Genomic DNA, 14,660 nt, shown 5'->3' with positions numbered 1-14,660 from the left:
GAGTTCACCCAGTCGGCTTTGCCGATGAGGGAGAATTCTTTTTTTTGGATAAAGTGAGAGGTTTCGGGAACGGCTTCCGTCTATATAGTACAGAACCATGCATGGAAGCTGTAGAGAAGGGGGATTACATGACTCAACAGATACCGGAGGAGGAGCTTATTCAGCGCATTGTTGCAGGGGATAAGCAGTTGTTCTCTGTGCTTGTGGATCGATATAAAAATAAAGTCTACGGCATCATGCGCGGAATGGGCGCGAGTCATCCGGATGCACAGGATCTCGCTCAGGATACGTTTATTCGCATCTATCGTTATCTCCCATCGCGGCGGGAGGGAAGTCGTTTCTCGTCGTGGGTGTACACCATTGCGGTAAATCGGATGCGGGATTTTATACGGGAAAAGAAACCCGTCATGTCTCCGGTCGATCAGGGGATCGAACCTGTCAGTAATGAAACACCGGAAAAACGTGTGCTGCATAAAGAGATGCAGCGTGAAATATATCGACAGCTCGAACAGTTACCGGAATCGTATCGCCTGGTGTTATTACTGAAGTACACAAACGAGTTGAGCTATGAAGAGATTGCAGATATTACAGGCATGAGTTCAACCAAAGTGCGTAACGCCCTTTATCGCGGGAAAAAAACGCTGAGGAAGCAAATGGAACGCAAAGGAGGTTTAGCTACGTATGAAGCCTATTTCAAAGGATGAAAATCGGTTGTGGGAGGAGCACCTGTACCGTGAGGAGCCGGATGCGGATTTTACGCTTAAGGTCATGCGGAAGCTGGATGGGGTGTCCATGGAAAGTGGAGAAGACGAGCATCCATTCATGAAAAAATCCAAGAGAGCGCATTGGATGCGCCGGACGTGTATCGCTGCAGCGGCAGTTGTGATCTTTGCCGGAGGGGCCTGGTTTGCTTTCGAACGAACAGCAGAGCCAGCACAACCCGCGGTAAATGCTGTGGATCGTCTGCCATTGCCTAACATACCTGTGCCTGAAGCATTGAAATATTCCTATTTTGCGGATGATTATAAACGTCTTAAACCTCTTGGACTTGTGGTTAATCCGGATATCAATATCAATGACCAGGGCTACACGCTTAAAATTGAAGACGTGCTTGTAGACCGATCTCATATGGTAATGACCATGCAACAAACAACACCTGATGGATTAGGGGTATCACGGTTTCTGCCTGAGTTGGGGAGAATTCATGTTACTGATGAAGAGGGGCGACAGGTTGCCACTCTTGCAAGAGATGCAAGAACAAAGGGCCCTCTAACTGAACGATTGTTATTCCAGTTTCATGATGAAATTCCGGATCAAGTGGTCGTGCGGGGTGAACTGCGTAATTTAAATGTGGGCAGATATTATGATTACGAGAAGAAATCCTACGAAGATAGAGATGTTACGGTGGATTGGAGCTTCAAATTCAAGATCGATATGACCAAAGCCAAATCATTGGCTGTTGAAAATTCTATGGATAACACATATACGACGCCAGAAGGACTAAAGCTTGATATGACACAGCTTGTACGCACGCCAAACGGAACCCGGCTTGACCTGAATGTGAGTCTGGATGATGAACTTCGTGCCAAAGTTGATGAGAATTGGGCGAGCTATATGAGTATCATCTACCATCTTGAGATTCCTGAAACAAATGAATATCGAATTTTCAATGGAATAAGACCAGATGCCCGTCAAGCCAAGTTCCAGCTCCAAGATCAGAGTGACTTAAGGAACGGTGGGCCGTTGAAGTTGTCAGAGACATGGGACCCTGCGTTGGTAACGGTAGATGCGAAGAACATTCGCTTTGTTCTGGATGGTTACACCCTGCCGGTGAAAGAAGAGAAATCAGTGGAAGTTGATCTGAATAAGAGGCGTAAGGACACGAATTTTTATACTTTTGCACAATTTGAACAGCTTGGAGATAAAATATTATTCTATGATTTTGAGTACGAGCCACTGATGGAATCGTATGATCCTCCGAAGATTGATGTAAAGGAAGGGTATTCACTAGTTCTGAAGGGGAGTGGGACGTTCCGAAATGCTTTCATGGGTGATCGCTGGGTTGCAGTAGATTCGGATGGAAAAGAGTATCCTGTTGAAGTGAACGGTTATCCGGATCAACCTAATAATAACGGTGAATACGTTGAAGATGATCTGCAATTAAAAATTCGGGGGTTTAACGAAGAAAAGGGTACAAAATTCACTTTGAAAAGAACAGTAGTCAATAGAGAGTATCGTGATGTGAATTGGGAAGTGGACCTTCCATCGTACAATAGTCTACCTTGGCTGAAATAACGATTAGTACATCTATTTTAATCAACAGCCATGAAGTAAATGAACGCTTCGAATGGATGTATAAGGATGGATCAACAGATTTAAGTGTGGATGTATAGACATATAAGCATATAAGCCTAATATACGAAAAGGCCCTGCATAATGGTATGCGGGGCCTCTTTCGTTTGCACCAGACTTACGGGGACAGCAAGTACCTAACGAATGCATCTTCAAAAAAGAGCGGTTACCCTTTCCGAATTATGCCGATTCCCTTGGAATCAACGTAGTCGATAACATAACCGTTTCTTTTGGCGTCCCCGGGCGTTCGATCCGGCGTTGCAAAGCCTCTACGGCACGCTGTCCGAGTTCCTCTTTACACAGATTAACTGTGGTCAGAGGCGGGGAAGACGTAACGGCAGAGTGTACATTGTCGATACCGATGACAAGGCAATCTTTAGGTGTGGAGATGCCCATCTCCTGTAATTTGTACATCCACTGCAAGGCGATATCATCATTAACACCGATCCAGGCATCGGGACGTTCATCATCTGGCATGTTTTGAATGGTGGCAGCCAATTGGTTAACCCATTCCCCATTCTCATATGGGATGTTCCATTCCCTGAAGCTGGTCGTATGACTGGTATCCACATGAAAATGGTTCAAGGCCAACTCAATCCCGATCTTCCGCTGCGCGAAGCTGGCAGCACGACCATCATCTGTGATGAGGCCGATCCGTCGGCAATTCATAGACATTAGATATCTAGCCACAGTGATGCCAGCTTCCAGATTATCATGGCTGATCGTATCACAATTCAGCAGGGGTTCCTGATGATCTACCAAAATAATAGGCCGACCCGTCTGAGAGAGTCGTTGCAGAACCGTATGCGGGAAAGCCCCCATGACAATAATCCCGGCACAACGTTCCCAGTCCAAGTGAGGAGCAATAGCTTTTTCGGGAGAGGTGTTCTCGTCCGTCACTCCGAGTGAGGGAGATACGATGGCATGATGCCAACCACGCTCATTACAGGCGGAGATCATGCCAGACAGAACACGTTGCCAGTAGTGAGGTTCACCGCGGTTGAGCTGATTCATGCATATGAGAGCAAACGGTGGATCGGACGGATCTGCATGGTTTGCAGCAGGAATATTGTTAGTACCCGGAGTACTTTGGCGATATCCTAAAGCGCGAGCGAGTTCCAGTACCCGTGCGCGTGTCGCTTCACTGACACCCGTCTTGCCACTGAGTGCGCGGGAGACGGCATATTTGGATAATCCGAGCTGGTCAGCCAGCGTCTGAATGGATACTTTGCGTGACATATCATTACTCCTTCATTTGACGATCATCTTCTGACACAGTACACTTACAAATAATAATGTTATTATAATTTATCATAACAAAAATAACAATAGTGTTAGGATCATATAGTCAATCTAAACCAATCTATATAAGTTGAACTAATCATTTACACGATAACGGAGAGGACAGAAAAAAATTGACAAAGCGAAGCGTGCGCCTTTATCACCGGATTTCCCCTTGAGAAAGGGGATCGAAAAAATCTGGGGATAACAGCGATTGGAGAGTTGTTCTGTCATCGTAGTGCCAGTGTAAATAATCTTTTGTCAACTTATACATAAAACCTCAATTCAAAGGAGACAACATCCATGGAACAGTTCAGATTACCGAAAATCCCTATGCCGCATCTGGAATTACCGCAAGCTGTGCAGGATATTCTGACTGAGGCGGACGAGCGTTTGCAACATCGACCGAGGTTGCTGGCTCAATTTCGCAATTGTTTTCCCAATACGCTGGAAACGACTACAAAGCTGCTCGATGATGGAACAACCTTTGTAATTACAGGGGATATTCCCGCCATGTGGTTAAGGGATTCCGTAGAGCAGGTCATGCACTATGTTCCACTTGCGAAGAATGATGAGAAGTTGCAGCGTATCATTGGAGGCCTGATCAAACGTCATACGTTCTACGCTGATAAGGATATCTATGCCAATGCATTCAATGAAACGGCGAATGGATGGCATTGGGATGCTAATGATGAGACGGAGATGTCACCTTGGGTATGGGAACGGAAGTTTGAGCTGGATTCCCTTTGTTTCTCCATGAAGCTGGCTTATACATATTGGCGGGAGACGGAACTTACGGATATATTCGATGAGCGCTTCAAGAAAGTGATGGAGAATATCGTACACCTATGGGAGACAGAACAGCATCACACAGAGCAATCACCTTACCGGTTCATGCGTCGAAATTGTCCAGCCCATGATACGCTGCGTAATGAAGGATTGGGTATGCCCGTAAATTACACGGGGATGATCTGGTCCGGATTTCGTCCGAGTGATGATGCCTGTGATTTTCATTATAATATTCCGGCGAACATGTTCGCTGCGGTAACCTTGCGTCAGATGGGGGAGATCGCGAAGTGGGTGTTCAGGGATGAACAACTGGTAAGCCGGATGGCTCGTTTGGAAGAAGAAATACGACACGGTATCTCCCTGTACGGTACTTATCGTCATCCAGAGTATGGACAGATTTATGCCTATGAGACGGACGGTTACGGTAACTTTTGTCTGATTGATGATGCGGGCACGCCTGGACTGATGTCCATTCCGTATATGGAGTATGCTTCGATTGAAGACAAGGTGTATCAGAACACACGGCGATTCATTTTGAGTAAGGAAAATCCATTCTATTATGAAGGGAAGGTAGCCAAAGGAATAGGTAGCCCCCACACCCCTCCGGGATACATCTGGCACATGGCGTTATCCATGCAGGGCTTAACCGCAGACAATGACGAGGAAATACTGGCGATGATTGCATTGCTGGAAAGTACGGATGCGGGTACCGGATATATGCATGAAGGCTTCCACGCCGATGATCCCAACACGTTCACCAGACCATGGTTCGCCTGGTCCAACAGCCTGTTCTCGCAACTGGTGTATAAGGCAATGAAAAAAGGAATTCTATAAAAGATACATTATAAAAAAAGAGTTCTTGCTGCTCGTGAAGTGGCCGTTCCGGTTACGAATCGTTCTTTTGATCGCTGTTATCCCCGGATTTCTTGATCGCCTTTTGTAAAGTCGAAATCCGGTGATAAAGGCGAACGCTTTGCTTCTTCAGAATCGATTTCGTTCCCTGCACTACTTTTACTATCGAGCGCGACTGTTTTTGAACGACATCATTTTTAGAATAGGAGAGTAGGTAAAAAAAACAAGAAAGCCCAAACTGCTGAACTTTGCAGTTTGGGCTTTGTTTATGATGAGATACACAGGTGCTGCGCTATGTGTTTTTCAGCAGGTCAGCGATGAAGACTTTCTGGCCTGTGCGTGCGCTTTCCAAGGATGCGAGGACCATAGCCATGCTGAACTGGTTATCGCTGCAATCGGTCTCAGGTAATCGTCCGGATTCCAGTGCAGCGAACATGTCTTCGAGACAGCCGTGATGACCTGTTTTGTCCATGACAGGCAGTTCCGCTTCAATCCGCTCACTTGGCTGGAAAAAGGATGGTTTGCCGTCAGCATCCAGGCTTTGCGCAGCAACTACTTCAGCATAGATGTCATCATGACCATCCCAGATGGCGGTTCCTTTTTCACCGATTACGCGCCAGCTTGCTTCCCATGATGTGGGTACACCTTCTGCGCACCAGGATCCGCGATAGTTGAATACGGACCCGTCAGACATCTCAAATATACATAACGCCATCGCATTGCCCTGATACCAGGAACCTGGAGGATTGAACTCATGGCAGTACACCGATACCGGGTTGGCTCCGAGAATATACCGTGCCTGATCAAACGTATGTATCGCCATATCGAGCAGCAGCGGACTATCCATCATATCCCGGAATCCGCCGAAGTGTGGCCCGAGGAAGAAGTCGGCTCCTGCGTAACCTACCTGCCCTATAGCCCCGCCGGAAATGAGGTGCTGGTAGGCGCGGATACGCGGATCGAACCGGCGATTTTGCATGACGGCTTGAATGTGTCCTGTGCTGCGAGCGGTTTGCACAATGTCTGTGCATTCGGAGAAGGACTCTGCTAGTGGTTTCTCGCCAAATACATGACATCCTTCCTTCAAGGCTGTCATGGCAATGCCGTAATGACTCGCCGGAATCGTGACATCGAATACGATATTCGCGCCAGTCGCTTGAATGCCTTCACGGATATCGGTGAACGTAGGGCAGGTGAGGCCATGTCTTGTAGCAAAAGTAATGGCTGTCTGTTCATACAGATCGACCAGTCCGACGATTTCTGTATCCGGCCTTTGCAAGGCATAGTCCGCCCACGTGTTTGCCATAGCACCGCAGCCAGCGATAATTACCCGATAAGGATGAGTCATGTTCTCATCTCCTTCGTATGGATTGTGTTATACAGCTCGCATGGTTTCCTATACCGGATTAGGCACAAAATCGCCGCCGCGGCATTGTTTCAAATATCGCAATGCATGCACCTGTCCGGTCATTTCGAGTTCGTCTTTGTAGACGGGATCATGCCAGCCTTCAATATCAATCGTGCCCTGATAACCGTTCTGACGCAGAATGGTGATAATGTCTGCCCAGTTGTTATCCCCGAAGCCGGGTGTGCGGTGCCAGACAAATTCCCGTGGACCGTGTACGCCGTATTCCTTGACAATATCCCAGGCAATCGTGGCATCTTTGCCATGTACGTGGAAGACTTTATGAGCCCATTTGCGTAGCTGTGGAATAGGATCGATCAGGCTGGACATTTGATGGCAAGGCTCCCACTCCAGCCCGACATTTTCATCTGGAACAGCATCAAACATCATCTCCCAGGCCGTCGGGTTATGGGCAATGTTCCAGTCGCCTGTCTGCCAGGTGCCACCCATATCACAGTTTTCAAAAGCAATGCGTACACCCCGGTCTGCTGCCCGGCGTGCCAGTTCACCAAATACTTCCTTGAACCGGGGGATGGACTCGTTAATGGGTTGATCGGTCAATCTTCCAGTGAACCCGGAGACGATATCTGCACCGAAGAGCTGTGCATTATCGATCACTCGCTCCCAACTTGCCAGTGTATCGGCGTTGTCTCCGGCTCCAGTTAGCGGGTTACCAAACACACTCACCGCTGAAATAACAATGCCCTGTTCGTCCACGATTTCACGGACACGTTTGGCTGTCTCGGCTAGATCCAGATCGCCTGTCGTTTGCCAGAAGGTGAGGTTAAATGATTCGAAGCCGTGTTGCATGATCTGCGGGATAACGCGGACGGCGTCCTGCCCGCCTACAAGGGTACCGATGCGTAATGATTTATTCATGGTTGTAATTCACTCCAATATTGGCTTATAGTACTTCGTGACACACTCATTATAGCCGTGCATTAATGGGATGGCTCTACACAATCTTGTGTAATATTAGTCGGATCTTGTGAAGAGGGGGAAGAAGTCGTGCTGGATCTGAAAGCGCTTCACGAAAATACCCGAATTGACCATAAATCACATCCATTTCAGCTGTTCCAAAATCGGTGTTCAGATATGAAAGCTGAAGAATGCATTCTGTATTTGCATTGGCATGAACATTTTGAACTGATTATCATGCGCAAGGGAAGTGCGCTTTTTCATATTGATAGCAAACCTTATGTGGTTCGAGCAGGTGAGGTCATTATCATTCCGGGAGGCACATTGCATGTTGGATATGCTCTGGATGAGGGGGATGTGCATTATGATTCCGTTGTAGTGAACCGTGCACTGTTCCATGATTTCACTCATGATCCTGTGCATGAGCAATATGTCGCGCCGTATTTGGAAGGAAGAGTGAGATTTCCGGTCAAACCGGCAGAGGAAAACACAGCCTGCGTAGGCTATTATTCTTTGCTGAATGAAGCCGTAGAGGAAATGGCGTTACAGCCCCCGGCTTATCAGCTCGTGGTGAAATCCAAGCTGCATGCCTTGTTCACCCTGCTTGCGCGAACCTTTATGCCGCAGCAGCTACCGGATAAATCGGTCGGATCGTATTTTCCCAACCGCGAACGTTTCAAACAGTTGATTGCACAGATTGAAGCGGACCCCACAGGTAAGATGTCTGTTACGGAAGCGGCAAGTCATGTGGGATTGAATGCGTATCACTTCTGCAAAATGTTCAAAAAGCTGACCGGACGTACCTTTGTGGAATACGTGAACGGGTGCAGGATGAGTGAGGCAGAGCAACTGCTGCAAGGCAGTAGTCTGACCATTACAGAGATCGCCGCCAGAGTTGGCTGCGACAACGCCAACTATTTTACAAAGTTATACAAACAGTACAAGGGCATGACCCCCTCGCAGGGGCGGGGGAGAAAAGAAGATTGAGCGCGACCAGTTTAGCAGTAGTCTCCAATAAAATGTCTATAAAGATGGTTGTAACCCTAAGTAACTCGCAGTCGAAATTGTGAGCAGAAGTAGAAGTAGAAGTAGAAGTAGAAGTGGAGCACACACAGCAGTGATTACCGTAACAATAATCATGCGCATAGGCACATATACAAAGAATAACCCGGATAAAGGCCTCTTCAAGGCTGTAATCCGGGTGGTTTTGATTCAATAATATTAAGACAATTATCTATGTGTACAACGTGCTCATTTCATAAATCTGGAGAACAGACGATTGGCTTTCTTGGCGAGGTCGTCCATTTTGACGTTGGCATGATCGAACTGATTGTATCCCCATTTGATCGTTTGCAGCATGCGTGGGGATATGGGCGTTCCTTTGATCCGTGGATAGATGTTGTGATAGGCCCAGACAAGGTGCTCCCAGCGATTGTCATTGCCGTCCTGAATATACTCGGATACGTCAATCACTTTCCCGCGTCCGTTCTGAAGAATTACATTTTTTAGATGAATGTCGCGAGGGTTCAGCCCGCGGCTGCGAACGGCTTCTCGCGCTGCGTCCACATCGAGCATCACCTGCTCGGGGACAGGGATTCCTTTTTCCAAACATTCCAGCAAGGTATCCCCGGGTTCAAAACTGATCACGAGCACGTTCAGGCCACTGCCGTAATAGGTAGGAAAGTATGGCAGGCCTTTGAGCTGTTCGTACACCTGCTTTTCATTTTCGAGTTTGTCCAAGGCATGATCCGAGTACATCTTGAAGGCATACTGCGGCAAGCCGTCATACGTAAATACAGCCGCGTCTGTACCTGTGCCAATGCATTTTAATCCTTCTACATCGCCGATGATGTTCACGAGCTCATTCCGGTCGCTTCCGATGACTTGGATCTGTTGTAATGCTTCTTCCGCCTGGAACCAATCCGGTCGATTCATGGGTGGTGCCTCCTTTTAGGATATGCCTGTACAATTTTTTTCATATAATCATTTTCTAACGAACGGAGTAAGTCTTATTTCACGAAAATCGGCAGATCTGAAAATGTAACGAATCAGAGACACGCTTTTGGCTCATTTGCTTGCAATAAACACGTTCTACAATCGAAATAAGACTAATTAGCGTGTCTGGGGTTCGTTAGATTCCGTAAAACCTCATGATCCATGTGATAAGGTGTGTGAGATTCGTTAGCGCCGGGCCCGCACTGGCCCCGGGCTAGACCCGTACTAGCATCCAGGTCCCGGATTCGCTGCCCTCTATAAAGTATATTAAGCGTTCTGCTCCGCAATTTCATCTTTTGGTGATGTTACTATATAAACGATACGGATCGAATCGGAAACGGTTGCGTCAGAAGAAAATAACGGAAGCGCGCTTGCGGCAAGGTTGCCCGGGCTTTATACTGTGAGCATTAAGGGATCTCATACAGATCCGGCATACAGAAAGGCAGATTACTTATGGCACAATACCCGCAGTGGTCTTATTCGCAGTCGCGGGCGAGTATGTTCGATGAGTGCCTGCGCAAATATTATTATCATTATTACGGTGCCCATAACGGCTGGAAGGCAGACTCTGCTGATGAGATGCAGGTTCGTCTGTACCGTCTGAAGCAGCTCAGCAATCTGTATCTTGTCTTCGGGGACCTCGCGCATCGGATGTGTGAGTCGGCGGTACGCAGCAGGGAAGAGGGCAAAGACAAACCGCGTGAACACTTTCTGGAACAGACGATACGCAAGCTGCTGAATCAGGCGTATGTGGAATCAATGGACGCGGATCAGTGGCGACTTAACCCCAAGAATCGCACGATGCTGTCCGAGATCTATTACGGGGATGATACGTTGAATGACCGGATTGCCACGATTAAGGAACGGGCTTCGGCCTGTGTCGGTAACCTGTACCAGACGCTTACGTGGGAGGACTTGTCCCGGGCAAGTACGGACATTCTGGAGATTGAGAAATGGGATACCATGATGCTGCACGATACGCGCGTTTATGTGAAGATGGACTTGTTGTATCGGCGCAGTAACGGCAACATTGTCATTGTGGACTGGAAGACGGGCAAGGAAGATGACTTCTCGGATCAGCTAATGCTGTACGCATCCTATGTGAGAGAACACTACCGAATTCCTTTGGAGCAGATTGAGCTGCGAGTGGAGTACTTGTTAACCGGGAAACACCGAGAGTTTACAGCAACAGAAGAGGATATCCGGAAGGTGGAGGAGAACGTGGGTCGTTACATTGAGGAGATGCGATCCTGTGTGGAGGATGAGTATTATAACCGTCCCAAGGACGTCACCTACTTCACAGCGATGCCATCGCACCGGTCCTGCCGGGATTGCAACTTCCGCGAAGTGTGCAGTGAGCGAGCAGTCTGAAACACCAAAACCGGAGGAACCAAAAGGCCTTATACCAACCAACAAGCTATCCTATATGTGAAAAAAATCAAGAAGCGCAAGCCGGGAACATCATCTGCCCGACTTGCGCTTCTATTGCGTTCCACAGGCCTGGCGACAAGGCGCCGGGTGGAACGATCATATCCAGATTACTGGACAGCGGCGGTATTCTCCAGCGCCTGACCCGCAGGCACATAGGCATGCCCGAGATCACGGGCAACCGCCTCATACGTGATATGTCCATTCAGCGCGTTAACCGCGCTGCGAATGGACGAACTGCCGCGAATCGCGGCGGCTGCACCGTGGTTCGCCAGCTGCAGCGCATAAGGCATGGTGGCGTTGGTCAGCGCCACCGTAGACGTACGCGGCACGGCGCCCGGCATGTTCGCCACCGCGTAATGGACGACGCCATGTTTCACATAGGTCGGTTCATCGTGTGTTGTGATATGATCAATGGTCTCAACGATCCCGCCCTGATCAATCGCCACATCCACAATGACCGAGCCCGGTGCCATCGTCTTAACCACTTGCTCGCTGACAAGCGTTGGCGCCTTGGCGCCCGGAATCAGCACCGCACAGATCAACAGATCTGCCGCCGCAACAGCTGTTGCAATGTTGGACGGGCTGGATACCAGTGTGTGGATCTGATTGCCAAAGATATCATCCAACTGGCGCAGACGATTCAAATTCAGATCAAGGATGGTCACATCGGCGCCAAGACCAATAGCAATTTTGGCTGCATTTGTTCCCACCGTTCCGCCACCGATAATGACCACTTTCCCCCGACTGACGCCTGGTACACCGGACAACAGAATGCCCTTGCCACCTTCGGTCTTCTCCAGTAACTGTGCTCCGATCTGGGAGGCCATGCGGCCTGCAACTTCACTCATAGGGGTTAGCAGGGGCAGAGCACTGTTGACCTCCAACGTCTCATACGCAATGGCCGTTACCCGACTTGCAATAAGGGCTTTGGCAAGCTCCGGTTCCGCTGCGAGGTGCAGGTAGGTGAACAGAATCAGTCCCGGACGAAAATATCCATATTCACTGGCAAGCGGTTCTTTCACCTTGATGATCATATCGGCCTCGGCCCACACTGACTTGGCATCAATCCGAATCTCGGCGCCCGCAGTTTGATATTCATGATCCGTGAATCCACTGCCGATCCCCGCGCCTTGTTCAATCAGTACCTGGTGACCGGCTCTGATGAAATCAGCAGCCCCGGCCGGAGTCATTGCTACACGATTCTCATTGTTCTTGATTTCTTTGGGAATTCCGATTCTCATCACCATGCACCTCGTCCATTTATTGGTTGTTAGCTTATACTACAAGTTTATGACTTGGATAATCGTTTTGCACCTTACTTGATGTCTAATCTTTAGGAATTGAACTCAACATATTGTCGAAAAAGACTGTTCAGGACATTTGTCCATGGATTATAATGTAAGAAAAAATAACACGAAGAGGGATCGCCATTGCGAAATGACCGTGTGTTTACGATCAAAGATATCCTTGCACGTCCGGTATTTGGCCGAGCACGACTAGCGGCAGGGAAGGATGGAGTGAACCGTCAGGTTGGCTGGGTTCATGTGCTCGAGATTACGAATGTATCTCCATTTGTAAGCCCCCATGATCTTATTTTATCCACTGGACTGTGGCTTCAATCGGAAGAAGGGCGTGAAGAGTATCTGCTCCAGCTCATTGGCAGTGAGGCAGCGGGGCTATGTGTGGAGTTTGGTACCAGCATATACGGAATCCCGGAAGAACTGATTGAACTGGCGGACAGACACCAGTTTCCGCTGATCGTATTTGAGCAACCGGTCCGTTTTGTCGAGATAACACAGGATATTCACTCTCTGCTCATTAATCATCAGCACCAGCTGCTGAAAAGTCTGGAAGCTTACTCGCGTCAGCTTCAGCAACGAACTTTACAGAGTACAGATATGTCTGCTGTGCTGAACCTGCTGCATGAGTACGCTGCCAAACCGGTGGTGTACATTTCGTCCATGGAGCCGGGCAGTTTTGTGCCCGAACTTGTTCCTGAGATGGAACAGGCCATCTATACCTGGTATGAGCAGGAGGTAGAACATCTGGATTTGAATGATTCAGATACTGAATTATGGTTCCACATGGAGGAAGAGAAAGCTCTGCTGTGTCATCCGGTCGTCTGTTTCGGCCAGGTATTTTCGGCTGTAGGCATGATTGTGCATCCCGCAGCTCCAGTGGAATATCTCAAGCTGTTGCTCGATTATACGGCGAAGGCGGCGGCAGCGCTCACGCTTCGTTCCCAGTTTCTTGAGGAGAAGATGGTCCGCAATCAGAATGAACTGATCCAGGATCTGATGAATGGCAACATCCATCAGGAGGAACAGGCTCAGACCCGAATGGGGCTTCGTTTGCTGGTAAAGGGACAGTACTGGTTTGCAGGAGGGGTCATCGAGATTGAGCATCGATTAAAGGGTACAGGCCGGGAGCGAATGGAAGCGAATCATCAGGATGTTCTTGTCCTGCTGCGTTCCCTGCTCAAGAAGAACAATCTGCCTAGCCTGATTATGCTGAAGAACAATCAGGTATATCTGTGCTGTGCGAAGGAAGCGATATCGGCTGCTGCACGTCATCAACTGCTGCGATTGCTGGAAGGGATTGCCCAGGACGTGAAACGGTTTGCCAGTCGTAACTTGAAGCAGGTTATGATTCATGTGGGATTTGGCAAGTTACGCAACCGTTTGACCAGCCTGCCGGAGAGCCTTCAGGAGGCCTATCAGGTGATCGAAGTTTCGAGATCGGTAGATCCGATGGAACATGTTCACTTTTACGAACGTATGGGTATATATCAAATGTTAAAGGCATTGCCCCAATCCTTCCTGCAACCCTTTGTCCAGGATCACCTGGGTATGTTGATTGAACATGACCAAACGCATCACCTGCGATTGGTAGAGACGTTAGATGCTTACCTGCAGAACTTTGGTTCCAAGCGGGATGCGGCCGCCCAGTTATTTATTCATCGGCAAACGTTGTACAACAGACTGGAGAAGCTGGAAGAACTGATGGGTCCAGGTTACATGGATCAAGGGAGAAGAATCTGTCTGGAGATGGCGCTGCTCGCGCACGCGATGATTGAGAATGGACAGTGGCAATCCTCTTGATGAGGTGAAAGGGATGCAAGACAGACTGTGCATCGATCTTACACTACCTTGAGCACAGTCTAGCAGTTTTTACTAATCCGCCGGGTATGTCGTAATGAAGCAGGCAGGCGTTGCAGAGTGGAAGTGGAGCGTCGGCCCCGATAAAGCTTCGTTTGACCGGAGGAAGGTGCCAGTGATAATGAAGAAGGAGCAGCCAGCCGATACGGGGGTGACGACCGGTCGGGACGTCCTTCCTGTTCTGCTTCATTGTCCTCCATTGAAATGCCACTTTGGTGCAGCCATTCATTAAGTCGTTTGGGATTGATTCCAAGTTGTCCGCTCAGATTACAGATATCGAGGTTTATTCTCACACAAATCCGCCTTTCCTGGAATATCGGGCTGGTAGTAGGGTATGAAAGGGAAGCATGAATTCGAGATCAGTAAATGCTCATATGCATGTTGGCTGTGCTTGATCGGCGGAATGATTCATTACGTTGAGAAGAAGCGTGGAGGCGTCTATATACCGTGTTAAACGTTTCCATGTCCGCTGTTTTGAA

The 14,660-nt window shown here is 48.5% G+C and carries 12 protein-coding genes; 6 read left to right on the top strand and 6 right to left on the bottom strand.

Annotated features, from left to right (window positions below):
* Window positions 1-53: 53 nt before the first annotated feature.
* Together MHI14_RS25360 and MHI14_RS25355 are read left to right on the top strand one after the other, a co-directional pair.
* Window positions 54-704: an RNA polymerase sigma factor gene (locus MHI14_RS25360; RefSeq protein ID WP_341131758.1), complete on the top strand. Its 651-nt coding sequence runs from the start codon at window positions 54-56 to the stop codon at window positions 702-704.
* Entirely contained in the window at window positions 682-2,295 is a 1,614-nt protein-coding gene (locus MHI14_RS25355) for a hypothetical protein (RefSeq protein ID WP_341131495.1), read from the top strand. Before MHI14_RS25360 ends, MHI14_RS25355 begins: the two co-directional genes overlap by 23 nt.
* 237 nt (window positions 2,296-2,532) lie before the next feature.
* Here MHI14_RS25355 and MHI14_RS25350 read toward each other — a convergent pair whose 3' ends face one another.
* A complete protein-coding gene (locus MHI14_RS25350; RefSeq protein WP_339312501.1) occupies window positions 2,533-3,591 on the bottom strand; it encodes a LacI family DNA-binding transcriptional regulator in 1,059 nt (352 codons plus the stop codon).
* A 345-nt stretch (window positions 3,592-3,936) separates the two neighbouring features.
* Here MHI14_RS25350 and MHI14_RS25345 point away from each other — a divergent pair, with 345 nt between their 5' ends.
* Entirely contained in the window at window positions 3,937-5,256 is a 1,320-nt protein-coding gene (locus MHI14_RS25345; protein WP_341131494.1) for a glycoside hydrolase family 125 protein, read from the top strand.
* A 310-nt stretch (window positions 5,257-5,566) separates the two neighbouring features.
* Here the strand turns inward: MHI14_RS25345 and MHI14_RS25340 are convergent, their stop codons facing one another.
* Window positions 5,567-6,622, bottom strand: coding sequence for a Gfo/Idh/MocA family protein (locus tag MHI14_RS25340; protein WP_133386636.1), 1,056 nt, complete (start codon window positions 6,620-6,622; stop codon window positions 5,567-5,569).
* Between the two features lie 48 nt (window positions 6,623-6,670).
* On the bottom strand, window positions 6,671-7,558 hold the full coding sequence (locus MHI14_RS25335) for a sugar phosphate isomerase/epimerase family protein (protein ID WP_289391380.1): 888 nt from the start codon (window positions 7,556-7,558) through the stop codon (window positions 6,671-6,673).
* A 129-nt stretch (window positions 7,559-7,687) separates the two neighbouring features.
* Here MHI14_RS25335 and MHI14_RS25330 point away from each other — a divergent pair, with 129 nt between their 5' ends.
* Window positions 7,688-8,584 carry an AraC family transcriptional regulator gene (locus tag MHI14_RS25330; protein ID WP_341131493.1) on the top strand — a complete coding sequence of 299 codons (897 nt, stop codon included), beginning with the start codon at window positions 7,688-7,690 and terminating at the stop codon, window positions 8,582-8,584.
* 264 nt (window positions 8,585-8,848) lie between these two features.
* Here MHI14_RS25330 and MHI14_RS25325 read toward each other — a convergent pair whose 3' ends face one another.
* Complete coding sequence (locus MHI14_RS25325) at window positions 8,849-9,532, bottom strand: serine/threonine protein kinase (protein WP_133386638.1); 684 nt, start codon at window positions 9,530-9,532, stop codon at window positions 8,849-8,851.
* Window positions 9,533-10,045: 513 nt separating this feature from the next.
* On the opposite strand from MHI14_RS25325, the gene MHI14_RS25320 reads away from it, so the two are divergent.
* Window positions 10,046-10,963 carry a PD-(D/E)XK nuclease family protein gene (locus MHI14_RS25320; protein WP_091034120.1) on the top strand — a complete coding sequence of 306 codons (918 nt, stop codon included), beginning with the start codon at window positions 10,046-10,048 and terminating at the stop codon, window positions 10,961-10,963.
* Between the two features lie 167 nt (window positions 10,964-11,130).
* Here MHI14_RS25320 and ald read toward each other — a convergent pair whose 3' ends face one another.
* The gene (gene ald, locus MHI14_RS25315; RefSeq protein ID WP_133386639.1) at window positions 11,131-12,264 is read right to left on the bottom strand and encodes an alanine dehydrogenase; all 1,134 of its coding nucleotides are present in this window, start codon (window positions 12,262-12,264) and stop codon (window positions 11,131-11,133) included.
* 189 nt (window positions 12,265-12,453) lie between these two features.
* Here ald and MHI14_RS25310 point away from each other — a divergent pair, with 189 nt between their 5' ends.
* The gene (locus MHI14_RS25310) at window positions 12,454-14,124 is read left to right on the top strand and encodes a PucR family transcriptional regulator (RefSeq protein ID WP_133386640.1); all 1,671 of its coding nucleotides are present in this window, start codon (window positions 12,454-12,456) and stop codon (window positions 14,122-14,124) included.
* Between the two features lie 59 nt (window positions 14,125-14,183).
* Here MHI14_RS25310 and MHI14_RS25305 read toward each other — a convergent pair whose 3' ends face one another.
* Window positions 14,184-14,474, bottom strand: a complete 291-nt coding sequence (locus MHI14_RS25305; RefSeq protein WP_124117151.1) for a hypothetical protein — start codon at window positions 14,472-14,474, stop codon at window positions 14,184-14,186.
* Window positions 14,475-14,660: the final 186 nt, after the last annotated feature.

Origin of the sequence: Paenibacillus sp. FSL K6-2393 (genome assembly GCF_038002545.1) — a bacterium.
GTDB lineage: Bacteria > Bacillota > Bacilli > Paenibacillales > Paenibacillaceae > Paenibacillus.
This window is presented reverse-complemented; position numbering and strand designations above follow the sequence as displayed.

Coding starts and splice junctions, on each gene's coding strand:
- MHI14_RS25355 (WP_341131495.1), top strand. CDS start 682: ATGAAGCCTATTTCAAAGGATGAAAATCGGTTGTGGGAGGAGCACCTG.
- MHI14_RS25350 (WP_339312501.1), bottom strand. CDS start 3,591: ATGTCACGCAAAGTATCCATTCAGACGCTGGCTGACCAGCTCGGATTA.
- MHI14_RS25345 (WP_341131494.1), top strand. CDS start 3,937: ATGGAACAGTTCAGATTACCGAAAATCCCTATGCCGCATCTGGAATTA.
- MHI14_RS25340 (WP_133386636.1), bottom strand. CDS start 6,622: ATGACTCATCCTTATCGGGTAATTATCGCTGGCTGCGGTGCTATGGCA.
- MHI14_RS25335 (WP_289391380.1), bottom strand. CDS start 7,558: ATGAATAAATCATTACGCATCGGTACCCTTGTAGGCGGGCAGGACGCC.
- MHI14_RS25325 (WP_133386638.1), bottom strand. CDS start 9,532: ATGAATCGACCGGATTGGTTCCAGGCGGAAGAAGCATTACAACAGATC.
- MHI14_RS25320 (WP_091034120.1), top strand. CDS start 10,046: ATGGCACAATACCCGCAGTGGTCTTATTCGCAGTCGCGGGCGAGTATG.
- ald (WP_133386639.1), bottom strand. CDS start 12,264: ATGAGAATCGGAATTCCCAAAGAAATCAAGAACAATGAGAATCGTGTA.